Annotated in this window: 13 protein-coding genes and 1 pseudogene; 6 read left to right on the top strand and 8 right to left on the bottom strand. The window is 65.4% G+C overall.

Annotation, left to right across the window (positions count from 1 at the left end; all coding sequences use genetic code 11):
- Both NA11_RS21345 and NA11_RS21340 read left to right on the top strand, forming a co-directional pair.
- Positions 1-261, top strand: a pseudogene (locus NA11_RS21345) (ATP-binding cassette domain-containing protein); the annotation flags it as partial.
- On the top strand, positions 258-2819 hold the full coding sequence (locus NA11_RS21340) for an ABC transporter permease (RefSeq protein ID WP_245746032.1): 2562 nt from the start codon (positions 258-260) through the stop codon (positions 2817-2819). The pseudogene NA11_RS21345 and the gene NA11_RS21340, both read left to right, overlap by 4 nt.
- A gap of 130 nt (positions 2820-2949) precedes the next feature.
- Here NA11_RS21340 and NA11_RS21335 read toward each other — a convergent pair whose 3' ends face one another.
- The 7 genes from NA11_RS21335 to NA11_RS21305 form a co-directional block, all read right to left on the bottom strand.
- Complete coding sequence (locus NA11_RS21335) at positions 2950-3837, bottom strand: aminoglycoside phosphotransferase family protein (protein ID WP_069163725.1); 888 nt, start codon at positions 3835-3837, stop codon at positions 2950-2952.
- Positions 3838-3961: 124 nt separating this feature from the next.
- Positions 3962-4669 (bottom strand): cupin domain-containing protein, encoded by a 708-nt coding sequence (locus NA11_RS21330; protein WP_069163724.1) that lies wholly within the window; start codon positions 4667-4669, stop codon positions 3962-3964.
- 206 nt (positions 4670-4875) lie between these two features.
- Complete coding sequence (locus tag NA11_RS21325) at positions 4876-5223, bottom strand: hypothetical protein (protein ID WP_069163723.1); 348 nt, start codon at positions 5221-5223, stop codon at positions 4876-4878.
- A gap of 17 nt (positions 5224-5240) precedes the next feature.
- A complete protein-coding gene (locus NA11_RS21320) occupies positions 5241-6236 on the bottom strand; it encodes a WXG100 family type VII secretion target (protein ID WP_069163722.1) in 996 nt (331 codons plus the stop codon).
- A gap of 27 nt (positions 6237-6263) precedes the next feature.
- Positions 6264-6533 (bottom strand): hypothetical protein, encoded by a 270-nt coding sequence (locus NA11_RS21315; protein WP_069163721.1) that lies wholly within the window; start codon positions 6531-6533, stop codon positions 6264-6266.
- Between the two features lie 64 nt (positions 6534-6597).
- Entirely contained in the window at positions 6598-7950 is a 1353-nt protein-coding gene (locus NA11_RS21310; protein WP_439957086.1) for a DoxX family protein, read from the bottom strand.
- On the bottom strand, positions 7947-8495 hold the full coding sequence (locus NA11_RS21305; protein ID WP_069163720.1) for a M15 family metallopeptidase: 549 nt from the start codon (positions 8493-8495) through the stop codon (positions 7947-7949). Before NA11_RS21305 ends, NA11_RS21310 begins: the two co-directional genes overlap by 4 nt.
- A 131-nt stretch (positions 8496-8626) precedes the next feature.
- Between NA11_RS21305 and NA11_RS21300 the strand changes: the two genes are divergently transcribed.
- The gene (locus NA11_RS21300) at positions 8627-9322 is read left to right on the top strand and encodes a response regulator transcription factor (protein ID WP_069163719.1); all 696 of its coding nucleotides are present in this window, start codon (positions 8627-8629) and stop codon (positions 9320-9322) included.
- Positions 9315-10394 (top strand): sensor histidine kinase, encoded by a 1080-nt coding sequence (locus tag NA11_RS21295; protein WP_174567707.1) that lies wholly within the window; start codon positions 9315-9317, stop codon positions 10392-10394. Before NA11_RS21300 ends, NA11_RS21295 begins: the two co-directional genes overlap by 8 nt.
- A gap of 14 nt (positions 10395-10408) precedes the next feature.
- On the opposite strand, the gene NA11_RS21290 is transcribed toward NA11_RS21295, so the two are convergent.
- Entirely contained in the window at positions 10409-10801 is a 393-nt protein-coding gene (locus NA11_RS21290) for a RidA family protein (protein ID WP_069163728.1), read from the bottom strand.
- A gap of 250 nt (positions 10802-11051) precedes the next feature.
- On the opposite strand from NA11_RS21290, the gene NA11_RS21285 reads away from it, so the two are divergent.
- Both NA11_RS21285 and NA11_RS21280 read left to right on the top strand, forming a co-directional pair.
- Positions 11052-12323 (top strand): hypothetical protein, encoded by a 1272-nt coding sequence (locus tag NA11_RS21285; RefSeq protein ID WP_069163717.1) that lies wholly within the window; start codon positions 11052-11054, stop codon positions 12321-12323.
- A 41-nt stretch (positions 12324-12364) separates the two neighbouring features.
- Positions 12365-12883 (top strand): GNAT family N-acetyltransferase, encoded by a 519-nt coding sequence (locus NA11_RS21280; RefSeq protein ID WP_069163716.1) that lies wholly within the window; start codon positions 12365-12367, stop codon positions 12881-12883.
- Positions 12884-13081: the final 198 nt, after the last annotated feature.

Here is a 13081-nt window from a genome sequence, read left to right as displayed (position 1 = left end):
GGCCAGATGCAGCGGGTGTCGGTGGCGCGGGCGATGGTGGCCGAGCCAGCGCTGCTGCTCGCCGACGAGCCGACCGGCAACCTGGACAGCGGTTCGTCGGCCGAGGTGCTCGCGGCGTTGCGTGAGCTCGCCGCCGAGCAGGGCGCGGCGGTGATCATGGTGACGCACGACCCGGCGATGGTCGAATTCGGTTCTCGGCACCTCCGTTTGGTCGACGGCCGGGCGAACGAGCTCGTCCCGGACACCGTGGACGGGCGGTGAGCGTGCCAGGTCGGGCCAGTATCACCCGATTCCATCGGATTCATCTGAAGGCGCTCGTCTTCGACTGGCGGCGCACGGTTTCCAGCATCGTCGGGGTGATGATCGGGGTGACCCTGGTGCTCGCGATGCTGCAGTTGCGTCAGGAGTTGACCAGGCCGTTCGACTCGTTCGGTCCCGCGCTGACCACCAGCGCAGGCGACCGGGTGATCGAGGTGACACCCGAAGTGAGTGGGCGGCTGCCGAATTCGGTCGTCGATCGGCTGCGCGCCGAGCTGCCCGACGCGGAGGCGGTGGTGCCGTTCGTGGCCGGGCTGGCACCGGTGGAGATCGGCGGCGAGCGGCACGGGTTCTTCGTCATGGGTGCGCCCTGCTCGATCGAGCTGCTGGTCGGCTCGTTCAACTGCGAGGAGCGGGCCCGCACCGAGCAGCCGGCAGCCGGGCCGGGCACGCCGTTCGAGGTGCCCGCCGTGATCGCCGAGCGACTCGGTCTGCGCCTCGGCGCGGAGGTCAGCATTCCCGGCCAGCTCCCCGGCTCGACACACCTCGGCTGGACGTTCCCCGAATTCGACAGGGTGGCCGGGATCAACAACGGGCAGTTGCTCTTCGCGCCGACCCCCGACGACGCGGCCGCCCTGTTCGGCGCGCCGGGTTTCGTCACTGCTGCGTTCGTGGTGCCCAAGCCAGGGGCCGACCTCAGCGCTGCGGTGCAGCGGATCGTTGGCGATGTCGGCAGTATCGGGCCGCCGCGACCGCAGATACCGGTCATCTATGCGACCGGCCAGCAGACGCTGAACCTGACTGCGCTGAGCGGCATCATCGTCGGCATCCTCATCGTGATCAACACGGTGCTGCTCGGCATCGAAGATCGCCGCAGGGTGATGGGCGCCATCGGTGCGATCGGCGCCACCCCGCGCACGCTGTTGTTCGGTTTCCTCGGCGAGGGCGCAGTGCTCGGCGCCGTCGGTGGGTTGCTTGCCGTGCCGAGTGGGTTCCTGCTCGGCTCGCTGCTCATCGACCGATTCGGGCGATCGATGCTGGACGGGTCCGGCGCGGTGATCGCTGCAGACTGGCATCCCGCGCTGATCGCCTACGGCGTCGGCGCGGGCGTGCTGAGTGGCATGCTCGCCATCGCGGGCCCGGCCTGGCGGCTGATCCGCGAGGGGCCGTTGGCGTCGATGGCCAGCTTCGGCGTCGTGCGCCGGACCCGTTCGGTGTCGATCTGGTCGCTGGTGCTCGGTGCCGGGATGCTCGTCGGCGCGGTGCTGCTGATGCGAGAGTTCAACCAGGGCAAGGTGTCTCTGGACACCGGCAGCTCGGCGCTCTTCCTCGGATTGGCCGGTGCGGCGGCCGTCACCGTGTGGGCGACACCGCCGGTCGCGGTGCGGCTGGTGCGGCTGCTTGCGCGGCGCAGCGCGGGCGTCGGTAGGCTGGCGTATGCGGATCTGCGCCGGTACGCGGTACTTTTCGCGACCACCGTCGCCGTGCTGACAGTCGGCGCAAGCCTCGCTATCGGTTCGGCCAGTGTGCAAGCGCTTGCCGCGCAGCAGGTGGCGGGTCAGAAGCCGGATCGGCTGCCCGACACGGTGGTCATTGCCCCGCAATCGATCCTGGACCAGCGTCAGGGTCAGCTCTCCGCCTCGACCTTCGAGATGATCGAACGCGCCGCGGCTGGTCGTGAAATAGCTTCGCGCAGACAGGCGTTCCTGCCGTCGGCCACCGAACCGCGGATGGTGCTCGGGGTTGCGCCGGGCAGCTGGTACGCGACCGCCATCGCCGACCCGACTGGCGACGCGGACACGATGTGGCGTGGACTCGCGGCCGGTGAGGTCGCGTTGAGCGAAGTGGCTGCGGGCAGACTGCATGCCGGTGTCGGCGACACGGTCGAGCTGCCGACCCCGCAGGGCCGAAAACCGTATCGGGTCGCGGGAACCTTTGTGCCGCAGGTGATCAACGATTCGACACTCGGCGATATCGTGCTGGTCTCGGAGGATCGTGCGGCACAGGACTGGCATGCAGTGCGTGACCAAGTGGTGGTGCGTTACTCCTCTGCGGCCGAGGCAAGTGCCCACCGCGCCGACTATCTCGCCATCGGCGCCGGGCTGTCTGTCTACGACGATCACGAATGGGCAAGCGCCGCCGAGGCGGCCATCACCCGCTTCTTCGAGCCCTTCACAGTCACCGGCTTCGTCGTCATGATCACCGCAGGCATCAGCGTCCTGAACATCTTCGTGCTCGGCCTGATTCAACGCCGCCGCGAACGCGCGGTCCTGCGCGCCATCGGCGTCTCGACCGGCACCGAGCAAGCCGCGATCGCAATCCAAGCGGCGCTGCTGGCCTGCCTCACCGCGATAGCCGCACTACTCGGCGGTCTAGGCCTGATCTACCTCCAGGCCCTGGCCTCGCCAGTGTTCTACGGTTTCCAACTCCGCTGGAACGTCCTACCCCAACCCCTCCTGATCAGCCTCGGCGGCATCGTCGCCCTAGTCGCAGCAGCAGCCGCCTACCCCCTCTGGCACGCCAGTCGATTGGAGGCAGTCGACGTGCTGCGCGCGGAATAGGTTCTGCTGTACCTCGGCTCGACCAAAGAGATTCGCACCCCTTCTGCGCATCCGCACCCGTTCTGGGCCGCCAGAACGGGTGCGGATCGACAGAACGAGTGCGGATCTCGGGGTTGGGCGGCCAGGCGGGTCAGTTTGCCGCGAGGACTCGTTCGAGGGTGGCATAGCCTGCTGGTTCCCAGGTCGGTTTGCCTCCGGGCAGACCGCGTCGCCCGGCCTGTCCGATCTGGATCAGGCCCAAGGCGCGCAGGACGGCCCACCCGCGAGCGCGGGCGATGGTCGCTTCGTCGGCTCGTCCGTAGGCGTCGAAAAACCGGCTCGCGGCGCCGGCGGGCAACAGGATCCAAGCGGCGGAAAGGTCGGTCGCGGGATCACCCGCACACATCTCGCCGAAGTCGATCACCCCGGCGAGCATCCCGTCCCGGACAACCACATTCGCCGGATGCAGATCACCGTGCAGCCAGAGCGGCGCACCTGCCCAGGCGGGCGCCGCCACGGCCTGTTCCCAGACTTCCCGCGCGCGCTCAGCCATCGCGTGGTCGGCAACGACGCCCAACCAGCTGTCGGGACGCCGGTGCAGTCCGGCCAGCGGAATGCCGCGTGTCGGGTTGGCCGGTGCGTCGGCGGGCGCTGGATCATGCAGCGCACCAAGGAATTCCGCGAGGATCTCGGCCGCGTCGCTACGGGTGACCGGCGCGCGATCGGCAGGCTCCCCTTCCACCCAGCGCGCGATCGTCCAGGTGTGCTCGAACAGTCTCGAGGGCTTCCCGATTCGCACCGGGGTCGGGGTTGGTAGCGGCAGACGATCCGCCAACACCGGCAGCCATGTCTGCTCGGTGTGCAGCAGAGCAGGCGCACGTTCGGTGCGCGGCAACCGCACGGCCAGATCCGCACCGAGCCGCCACATCTGATTATCCCAGCCCCCGTTGACATCTCGGAGCTCGAGATCGGCCAAATCAGGATGCTGCTCCCGCAACAGCGCCCGCACCAGGTCCTGCTCGAACCTGACCTCCTCCATCACCAACCCTCCGATCTCACGACGCGGGCACGCTAGCATCTACCGAAACACCGACGGGGTACTGGTGCAGGTGGCTTCTCGGGCGATGCCTGCACCAGTACCCCGTGATCATGAATCCGTGCTGTTACCGGTGGCGGGTGATGACGACGGGTTTGATGTCGGTGGGGACGTTGGCGAAGGCGGAGACGGGGATGCCGAAGGAGGCGGCTAGGACTTCGCGGGGGAGCGAGTTGAGGGTGCCGACGATGCCGATGTCGTCGTTGGGTTCGCCTGCGCTGGTGTTGAAGGTGACGAGAACGTCCAAAGGTTCGTCGGCGCTGGCGTTTTCGAAGTAGTGGAAGTATCCCTGCGGCGCGAAGACGAGATCACCCTGCTCGGCTTCGAAGACGTCGTTGTGATAGGTCCCGTCGGGATGGGTGCCCAGGATGCTCCACTTCGCCTTGCCCGAGATGATGTAGTTCAGTTCCCATGCGGTGGGATGCCAGTGGGGTTCGCGGATGCCGCCGCCGTCGAGGTGGACGAAGTACACCGACCCCTTCTGGCCTTGTAGCACAGGGAAATTGTCTTCGTTCGCACCCTGCAGGTATCCACCGTCGAAGGTCGCCCGGTTTGCCGTCTTCAGCTTGAACAGATGCGACTTGTTGTTGAGATTGCTGTCGAGCGCGCCATCACTCGCGAGGGTGCTCGGTGTGTCGGGACTCGCCGCCGCTGCGCCGATCAGTCCGCCGCCGAGCGCGGCGGCCCCCACTGCGACCGCGCCGGTGCCGAGCAGCGCCCTGCGGCCCACCGTGCCATTGTTGTTGTCCTGCTTCACATTCAAGTCGTCTGACATGTCGCCATCTCCTGATGCACAAGGGAACACCTGAACTTGTTAGCACTTCTAAGGTTCAAGCTAACCCCGCCGCATCGAGGCGGCCACGTGACGCGTGTCATATCCGCACGGACCGGCGCTTCCTGACGAAATCGGCGCAGAGCCGTTGAATGTCAAGAACTTTCGCCACCGGGCCCGACGACGCCGACCGGCTGCTCGCTGAAGCGCTACTCGACGACACCTGGCACCGGATCCCCTTTGATCCGGCCAGACAGTTCACCGCCGTACTTGCCCGCGTTCGCCTGCATAATCGGTTCGAGCAGAGCGGAATTCGCCGACTTTCCGGAGAACAGCGAATCCCAGGTTTCGCTGCCACCGGCCACCAGGCTTGCTGCCTGCTGCATCTCCGCACCCAGCTCGCCCGACTTGGCCAGCTGGCTGAGTTGCTGCGCCTCTTCGGCAGATGTCACGTTCTCCTGGGCGACCCGTTGCGTTTCCGCACGCAGCTTGTCGAGCTCGGATTTGAGGTTCGCAAGGATGGCCTCGTACTGACCACCTTTGTCAACGGCTGCCATGGTTTGTCCCTCGACTACTAGACCTGCGGCGGCTTCGGCAGCGACTCCCGGCTGAACTCCGAAACACCCGAAATGAAAAGGTTGATGATCGAGCGCAGCAGGGTGAAGAACACATTCACCGCCGTGATCACGCCCTTGTACAGTTTGATGGCTTCCCAGCCCTTCTTGGCCAGATACGCCTGGCCGTACAGCGGGATCGACGCCTTCGTGAAGCCGGCGGCGATGACGCTGACGATCAACACGAAGGCGTCGGTGATGTTCTGCGCCAGGTTCACCGCCTGCTCGGCGGCATCGTCGAGGGCTTGCGCCACTTTCCGCATGACCGACTCGAGGTTCTCGAACTTGGTTTTCCATGCGCCGAAATGCGCGCCCGCAGAGTTCGACGCGTTGCCTTTCCACGTCTTCGAGATCGACGTCTGGCCGTTGGCCAGGTTCGCGTCCACATCATCGATGAGCTCGGCAAGCATGCGCCACGCGTCCGCTTGCCGCGAGGCCTTCACGGTGTCCCCGGCGAGGAGTTTCGCGACCTCCTCGCGTGGATCGGACGCGCCGAGGAAGACGAGGAGATCGCAGACTCGATCCCACAGAATGCCGAAGGACACCGTCGGGATTTCCTTGGCGCGGCTGTTCGGATCCTTCAGATGAGCTGTCGGCGCGGACAGATCGTCGAATCCGTTCGCTACGCCGTCGTCGGTGACGGTCACCGCGATCCCGGCATCGAGATCGGCGAATGATTGCGCGAAGTTCTTGTCCGCGTTGACATATTCCTCGGCCGAGATGTCCAACGCCCGCTTGGCTTTGTCCATGTTCTCGTTGCTCGCCAGCAGTACGGTATGGAGCGCGGGCAGGATCTTCTCGTAGTCGCCCTTGATGAGGTTCATGATCCGGCCGAAGTCCGCGTCGTTGATATTTCGCACCGCGTAGTTGTGGGCCTCGAAGAGATGCGTGCCGGATCGTCCTGCCTGTACGGCCCAGCCGCGAAGGTCGGCGATCTCGACGGTGAACTCGGTCATAGATACCCCCAAGAAAAGTGTGTGGTGCTAGCCGGTAATTCTTCCGTGCACGACCAGTAGGATCATGTTGACGACGATGATCCCGACCGATCCCAGCCATTGGAGTCGCCAATTGCTGCGCATGGCAACGAACGCCCCGATAATCCCCACGGCGCCCGCCACGCAGTAGCCGATTTTCCACCCGGCTTCCGCCGAGTTCAGCGCGACCACGATCGTGAACGTCGAGAGCAGGATTGCCCCCACCATCAGTTCGCGCCGGAGCAATCCCTCGGCCAGCAACACGCCGATCTTGCCCATGTGCCCCCTCCAACGTCCTTTGCGCAGAGTGTAAACCGGCCGAAGCCTGCACCGAGGGCGAAACCTAGCGAAAGTACGGGTAATCCTGTATCCAGTGGAATCCGCGACTGCGCAAAGTGAAGCTGTTCAAATCTATGCGTTCCAAGGTGATCACAACAGGGCGGTCATGCACGTTTCCGCGCAGCACAAGCTGGTCCGTAGCGGGTTGCTCAGTCGACAGCGTGGCGAACGGTGGCTGGTGCCCGGCCTTTTCGCCAGGTGCGTCCACTACTGCGGTCAGTTCCAGCTGTCCGTCGGGGCGGAAGTCGGCGCGCGCCGGTATCAGTTCACCATTCATTCGTTGGTAGGTCGCTTGCTCCGGAGCATCGAAAACAAGCCGGTGCCAACGATTCTCATCGGTCGTCAACGGCGGCAGCGGCTGGCCGTCGACGGTGAAATCCCGCACCTCCCATATTCCGTAGAGCGCGGACTTGGGCCTGTTGGGACCGTACTGCTCTTGCCAAACCACCCACCGGTCATAGCCGCTGCCGAACGCCACCGAGAAACCGATGGCCACCACAATCCACAGCGCCAGGCGATTCTTCCGATCGTCGGTGAACAGCGACGCTGTCTTCAGCGGCGCACAGGAGCGTTGTCGCACAAAGACATCGGCCAGCCGCCCGAGGTGTGGAGCGAGCAGGACGAGGCTGATCAGCAACAGATGCGCGGAGAGCAGCTTCTCCGGAATATCGAACGTCATGTTCGTCAACAGGACTTGCGCCATGCTCGCCAGGCTCACCACGGCGCCGAGCACCGCGGTTCGCGGCACGAAGAGCAGCAGCCCGGCCACGACTTCCACGGCGCCGAGCGCCATCTCGTAGGGATAAGAGCTGCCGATCTGCAACCACAGCACGGAGGCCGGGCTCAGCTCGCCGTACGGCTGCAACAGCTGTGCCAGTGATGGGCCGGGCATTTGCGTGGGGATCAGCTTGGCGAACCCGAACCCCAGCATCTGCCCGGCCAGGCACAGCCGCAGGAACAGCGTGAACCACGCCAGCAGACGAGGGGAGGAGCTACTACGGTCGAAGGCCGTCCACACTGCGGTAACCACCACCGCGACAACGAGTATGCAGAACATCAGCACCCATGTGGCCGTTTGGTCGCCGGCGCCGGAGTCCTGGTGCAGCCTCGCGTCGACCCCGAAAACCGTTCGGCCCACCCAACCGGTGACCGGGTCCGTGAGCGCCATGTTCCATGGTCCCGGGTATTCGCGGATCCAGCGGCCGAAGATGCCGAGCAGTGCGAACGGAATGTAGGGGAGCAGTAGACAGAACAGGCCGAAGTAGCAGACGGAGAATCGGAATGCTATCCGCGTCAACGGATTCCAGCCCTCTCGGATGGCGAGGGTTTCGGCGGTCGGCACGTCGGTGCTGATCACTGCTGCATCCTCGGATCTTGGGTCGGGTCGGCGTACGGGGACGGGCAACCGTGCTCGCTGGCCTCGGGGCGAAGCTCGTAATGCCATGGTTCGTTGCTGTAGATCTGGCACAGCCCGTATTCGGCGCCGTGCGCGGACAGCCACGCGGCGGCCGCTGTTGGCCCGATGTCCACCGCCTGTCCGGACACGTGTGCCGACGTGGTCGGCGCGGCCACCCACCGGGCAGCTTCGTGTTCCGAGCCGTACTTCGAGACCGCTTCACGCAATAGTTGCGCCTGGTACTCCGGAGACCGCCACCCGCTGTTGACGACGAACTCGACCCCGTCCGCCGCGGCATCGGTGGCGGCGCGGCGCAGGGCCTCGAGCAAATCGGCGTCGAGGTTGGCCACGGACGGGCTGTGGTCGTCGAAGACCGTCACCCCATTCGATTGCGGCACAGCGGCTGGGCCATCCCAGGCCGCCGAGGACGATAGGAACGTCAGCGATTGGTAAACGAGAACACCGATAGGCACCGCGCTGACGACCGCGAAGCCTGTGCGGAGCATCGACCGACGAGTAGCTGTTCGTGCTGGTTGTCTATGACTCATGCCGTCAGCTAAGGCAGCGCGGTGTTGTCAGCCCGTATGCGGTTTTCGATACGCCGACGATATTTCCCGCCTGGAAGAATCGAGTTCCTATGCGTGTGTTGATCGTCGAGGACGAACCGTATCTGGCCGAAGCCATCCGCGATGGCCTGCGCCTGGAAGCCATCGCCGCGGACACCGCCGGTGACGGCGATACGGCGTTGGCGCTGCTGAGCGTCAACGCCTACGACATCGCCGTCCTCGACCGCGACATCCCTGGTCCGTCCGGTGACGAGATCGCCGAACGCATCGTCGCCTCCGGCAGCGGCATGCCGATCCTGATGCTCACCGCCGCCGACCGGCTCGACGACAAGGCGACCGGGTTCGGGCTCGGCGCCGACGACTACCTCACCAAACCCTTCGACCTCCGCGAACTCGTGCTCAGGCTCAGGGCGCTCGACCGCAGGCGTGCGCACAGCAGACCGCCGGTGCGGGAAATCGCGGGTCTGCGGGTGGATCCGTTTCGCCGCGAGGTCTTTCGCGACGGCCGCTACATCGCGTTGACCAGGAAGCAGTTCGCGGTGCTCGAAGTTCTCGTCGCTGCCGAAGGCGGTGTGGTCAGCGCCGAGGAGCTCCTGGAACGGGCGTGGGACGAGAACGCGGATCCGTTCACGAACGCCGTGCGCATCACCGTGTCAGCTCTGCGCAAACGCCTCGGCGAGCCCTGGATCATCGCGACCGTGGCCGGCGTCGGTTACCGCATCAGTACGCAGCCGGACGTCGGGCAGGACGGAGGAGATCGTGGATAGAACGCCGGGTTTGAGCGTTCGCCTCAAACTCACCCTCAGCTACGCCGGGTTCCTCATGCTCGCGGGTACCTTGCTGCTTGCGGCAGTGCTGGTCTTCTACCTCTACTATTTGCCCGACGGTTGGCTCTACGCCACCGGCGACTTCTGGATCAACCGCTCGCTTCTCCTCCGCTCGTTCGCGCCGTTCATGGCCATGGTGCTGGTCTTTCTGCTGGTGTTCGGGCTCGCTGGCGGGTGGCTGCTCGCAGGCCGGATGCTCGCGCCGTTGACCCGCATCACCGACGCCACCCGCGCGGCCGCGAATGGTTCACTCTCGCACCGGATCTCGTTGCCTGGCGCGCAGGACGAGTTTCGCGAACTCGCCGACGCCTTCGACACCATGCTCGCGCGGCTCGAAGCACACGTGGCCGAACAGCAGAGATTCGCCGCCAACGCCTCGCACGAACTGCGCACCCCGCTGGCGATCACCCAGACCCTGCTCGACGTGGCGCGCAATGCGCCGCACCGCGACACCACCGAACTGGTCGACCGCCTGCACACCGTCAACACCCGCGCGATCGACCTCACCGAAGCGCTGCTCCTGCTCAGCCGCGCCGACCAACGCGCATTCACCCGGGAACACGTCGACCTGTCGCTCATTGCCGAAGAAGCCACCGAAACTCTGCTTCCCTTCGCGGAAAAGCACGGCGTCACGCTGGAGACCTTCGGCGACATGACCCGAACCATCGGCTCCCGCGCCTTGCTGCTGCAGCTGACGATGAACCTCGTGCACAACGCGATCGTGCACAACCTGCCCGGGCATGGCACGGCGTGGGTCACCACCACCGTCTACCCAGGGACTGTCGTGCTCACGGTCGAAAACACCGGCGACAGACTGGCTCCGCAGCTGGTCGCCACACTGGTCGAGCCGTTCCGGCGTGGCACCGAACGCATCCGAAGCCACCGCTCAGGCGTCGGCCTCGGATTGGCCATTGTCAAAAGCATCACCCAGGCGCACGCCGGAACCCTCACCCTCACACCGCGCCCCACCGGAGGACTTTGCGTCACAGTGCAATTGCCCGCGTGGTCGTAGGTGCAACGGTTTGATCAGTCGACGACCGCGATCGCGTCGACTTCGATCAAATATCCTGGCGCAGCTAGTGTTTCGACGCCGAGGAGGACATCGGTCGGCTTGTGATCGCCGAAGAGCGCAACCCGGGCGTCTTCGATGAGGGGCAGGAACTCCGGGCGGTGACCGACAACGTAGATCGTAATCTTGGTGACCTGATCCGGTCGCGCGCTGGCGGCGGCGAGTGCGCGACCGAGGTTGGTGAAGACCTGGCGAGCTTGTGCCGCCAGATCACCGGCGAACACCAGGTTGCCGTCGAGGTCGTCGGACATCTGACCCGCGACGAACACCATGCGACTCCCGGTCGCCACAACGACATGGCTATAGGTCTTCGGCGAGTCCAAACCCTCAGGCTGGATGATCTCTAACACGGCATCGGCCTCCTTCACCGGCGCGCGAGACGGCGTTCGCCGCACCGGCACGATCAAGTTAGCGGATCCGCATGGCGAGGTCGCGCGGATATTCCGAGGCGGCGGCGGGATCGTCGACAGGTTGTGAGTTGAGCGCGGCTTAACGCGGATCCAGGGACCCTGAACTGTCCCGCTCGCCTATTGCGCGGACCTTAGGCTTCGCGCCGGACGACAACTGATACGCCGCAGCTATCGGCGGAAGGACTGATACATGCGTTTCGTCGGAATAAAGCGCGGCGTGGGACTGGTGCTGGTCGCGTTGCTCGGACTCGGTCTGCTCTCTGCGACATCGGCCTCGGCAGCCGGTGACGTGGATCGCTATCTCGACCTCCCGCTGGTGAATCGGGACGGTTCGGGTCCCGGCGGTGTGCACCCCGAACTGCCTTCCGACCGCGTCGAACTCGGCCGTTCCTTGGACGAGGTCCGGGCCGCAGGGATCGCGCCGACCCGCTACGCCGCGCTGCTGCTCCAGTACTGGCTCGCCGACTCGACCGAGCAGGCAGGCCTCGAGCTGAAGTCGTGGAATCCGCGCGCGGGCATGAACGTCAACCGGCAGAACATGATCAATACCTATCGCTACTACGAGCAGCTGCAGCTTGCGCACCCGGAACTGCAGTGGGCCGGGATGGCAGGCCAGGCCGGTGCCGCGCTCGCCGGCGCGATGTTCGACGGTCAGTTGGCGCTCGATGCTGGTACCGCACTCGACGGCGTGCCTGCTGTCGTCGCTGCCGCACAGGGTGTGTACGGCGCGGTGGAACAGGCGGCGGGACCTGACGCATTGCGACTGCTTCCGCGCGGGCTGGCCGCGGTCGTGGACAGTGGCCGGACGCTCCAGGTCGCCGACGTGCGATTCATGCTGAGCGAAGTTCTGGTGATGTGGCGCAACATCTTCAGCGATCTGGTCCCGATGCACGAGGCATACATCACCGGCGGGCTGCCCGCTCTGCAGGAGATGCAGGCTGCCGGCTTGTTCGGCGACACCATCATGAATGCGTGGCGCGACATCGCTTCCGGCGACGTGCAGCGCATCCCGGTCGGCAACGCGGCACTGATGCGCCGCGAGCAGCAGGAGATCGTCGGCGCGCATTGGGATCGGGTTCGGGCCTACAAAGGCAACGTCGGTGAGGCCCTCACCTACATGATGGCGGTGGTCGGCGCGCCGACGGTCGCAGGCGTTGTCGCGCCCCGCGAATTCCACCAGATAGCCATCCCGTTCACCGGAACCGATGGCCGGGCGATGAAACTGACACTGCCACTGCCGAATTGGAACTGGTCGGTGCTCGATGACCGCTGGGCCTACATCTCCGGCGAACTGCTGACCAAGTACCCACAGCAGGTCCAGCACGACTGGCCAACCCTCGTCACCGAGATCAACAAACCCTTCGAAGCCCAGGTGACCGAGCACCGCCCCCTGTTCAGCATCCCGGAGATCCTGGAATCCGCGATCCGCGGCCTCAAAGTCGTTCCGGCAGAACAGCCCTGAGGTCGGTGCCGACCGCCCGCGACCGTGCTTGACTCTATGTCGTGGGGACCGAATTCGGAGAGTTCGCGGTGCGGCGGGCGACAGCGGCAGACGTCGAGGCGATCCACCGACTGCTTGTCGCGAATGCTGCGGACGTATCGCTGTTCCAGCAGTCCGACGATCGGATCCGCCGCGACCTCGATGACTTCGTGGTCGCGATCGAGGCTGGCCAGCAGGTGGGTTGTGCCGCGCTGCACCACCACACGCGAGCGAACACCGAGATCCTCGCGGTCGCGGTCGACCCGCACGCACACGGTCGAGGTGTCGGCGCGGCGCTCGTGCGGGCGTGCATGACCGACGCGGCACGAACGGGCGCCACCTTCGTGTGGCTTGCGACCGGGAAGCCGGACTACTTCGCCCGCTACGGCTTCCGTCGCATGTCGAAGTGGCGACTGCCGCCGCGTGTCGTGCTGCGCAAGGTGCGGCTCGTACTCGAGCAGCCGATGCATCGATGGCTCCCTGCGCTACTCGGACGACACACCTTCATGTGGCTGCCAGAGCAAACCCCTCCGCCGATCTGAGCTTGTCGCCCGCCGCAGCTGTGGCCTGCGCGGTGCCCGCGACAGAGACGACACGTGACTTGACGTAGGAATTGTGCTCTTGACCCGTGCTGCAGCATGGGTCAAGAGCATGTTCTGTACGTCAAGTGCGCCCGGAGGAAACCGAGAGGCGGCAAACTTCCTGGTGGGCTGGAACATTCGACTTCTTCGATCTTGAAG

It is taken from the genome of Nocardia altamirensis NBRC 108246 (assembly GCF_001612685.1).
Classification (GTDB): Bacteria; Actinomycetota; Actinomycetes; order Mycobacteriales; family Mycobacteriaceae; genus Nocardia; species Nocardia altamirensis.
Note: the sequence above shows the minus strand (reverse complement) of the source record. Positions and strands in the feature narration are given on the sequence as shown.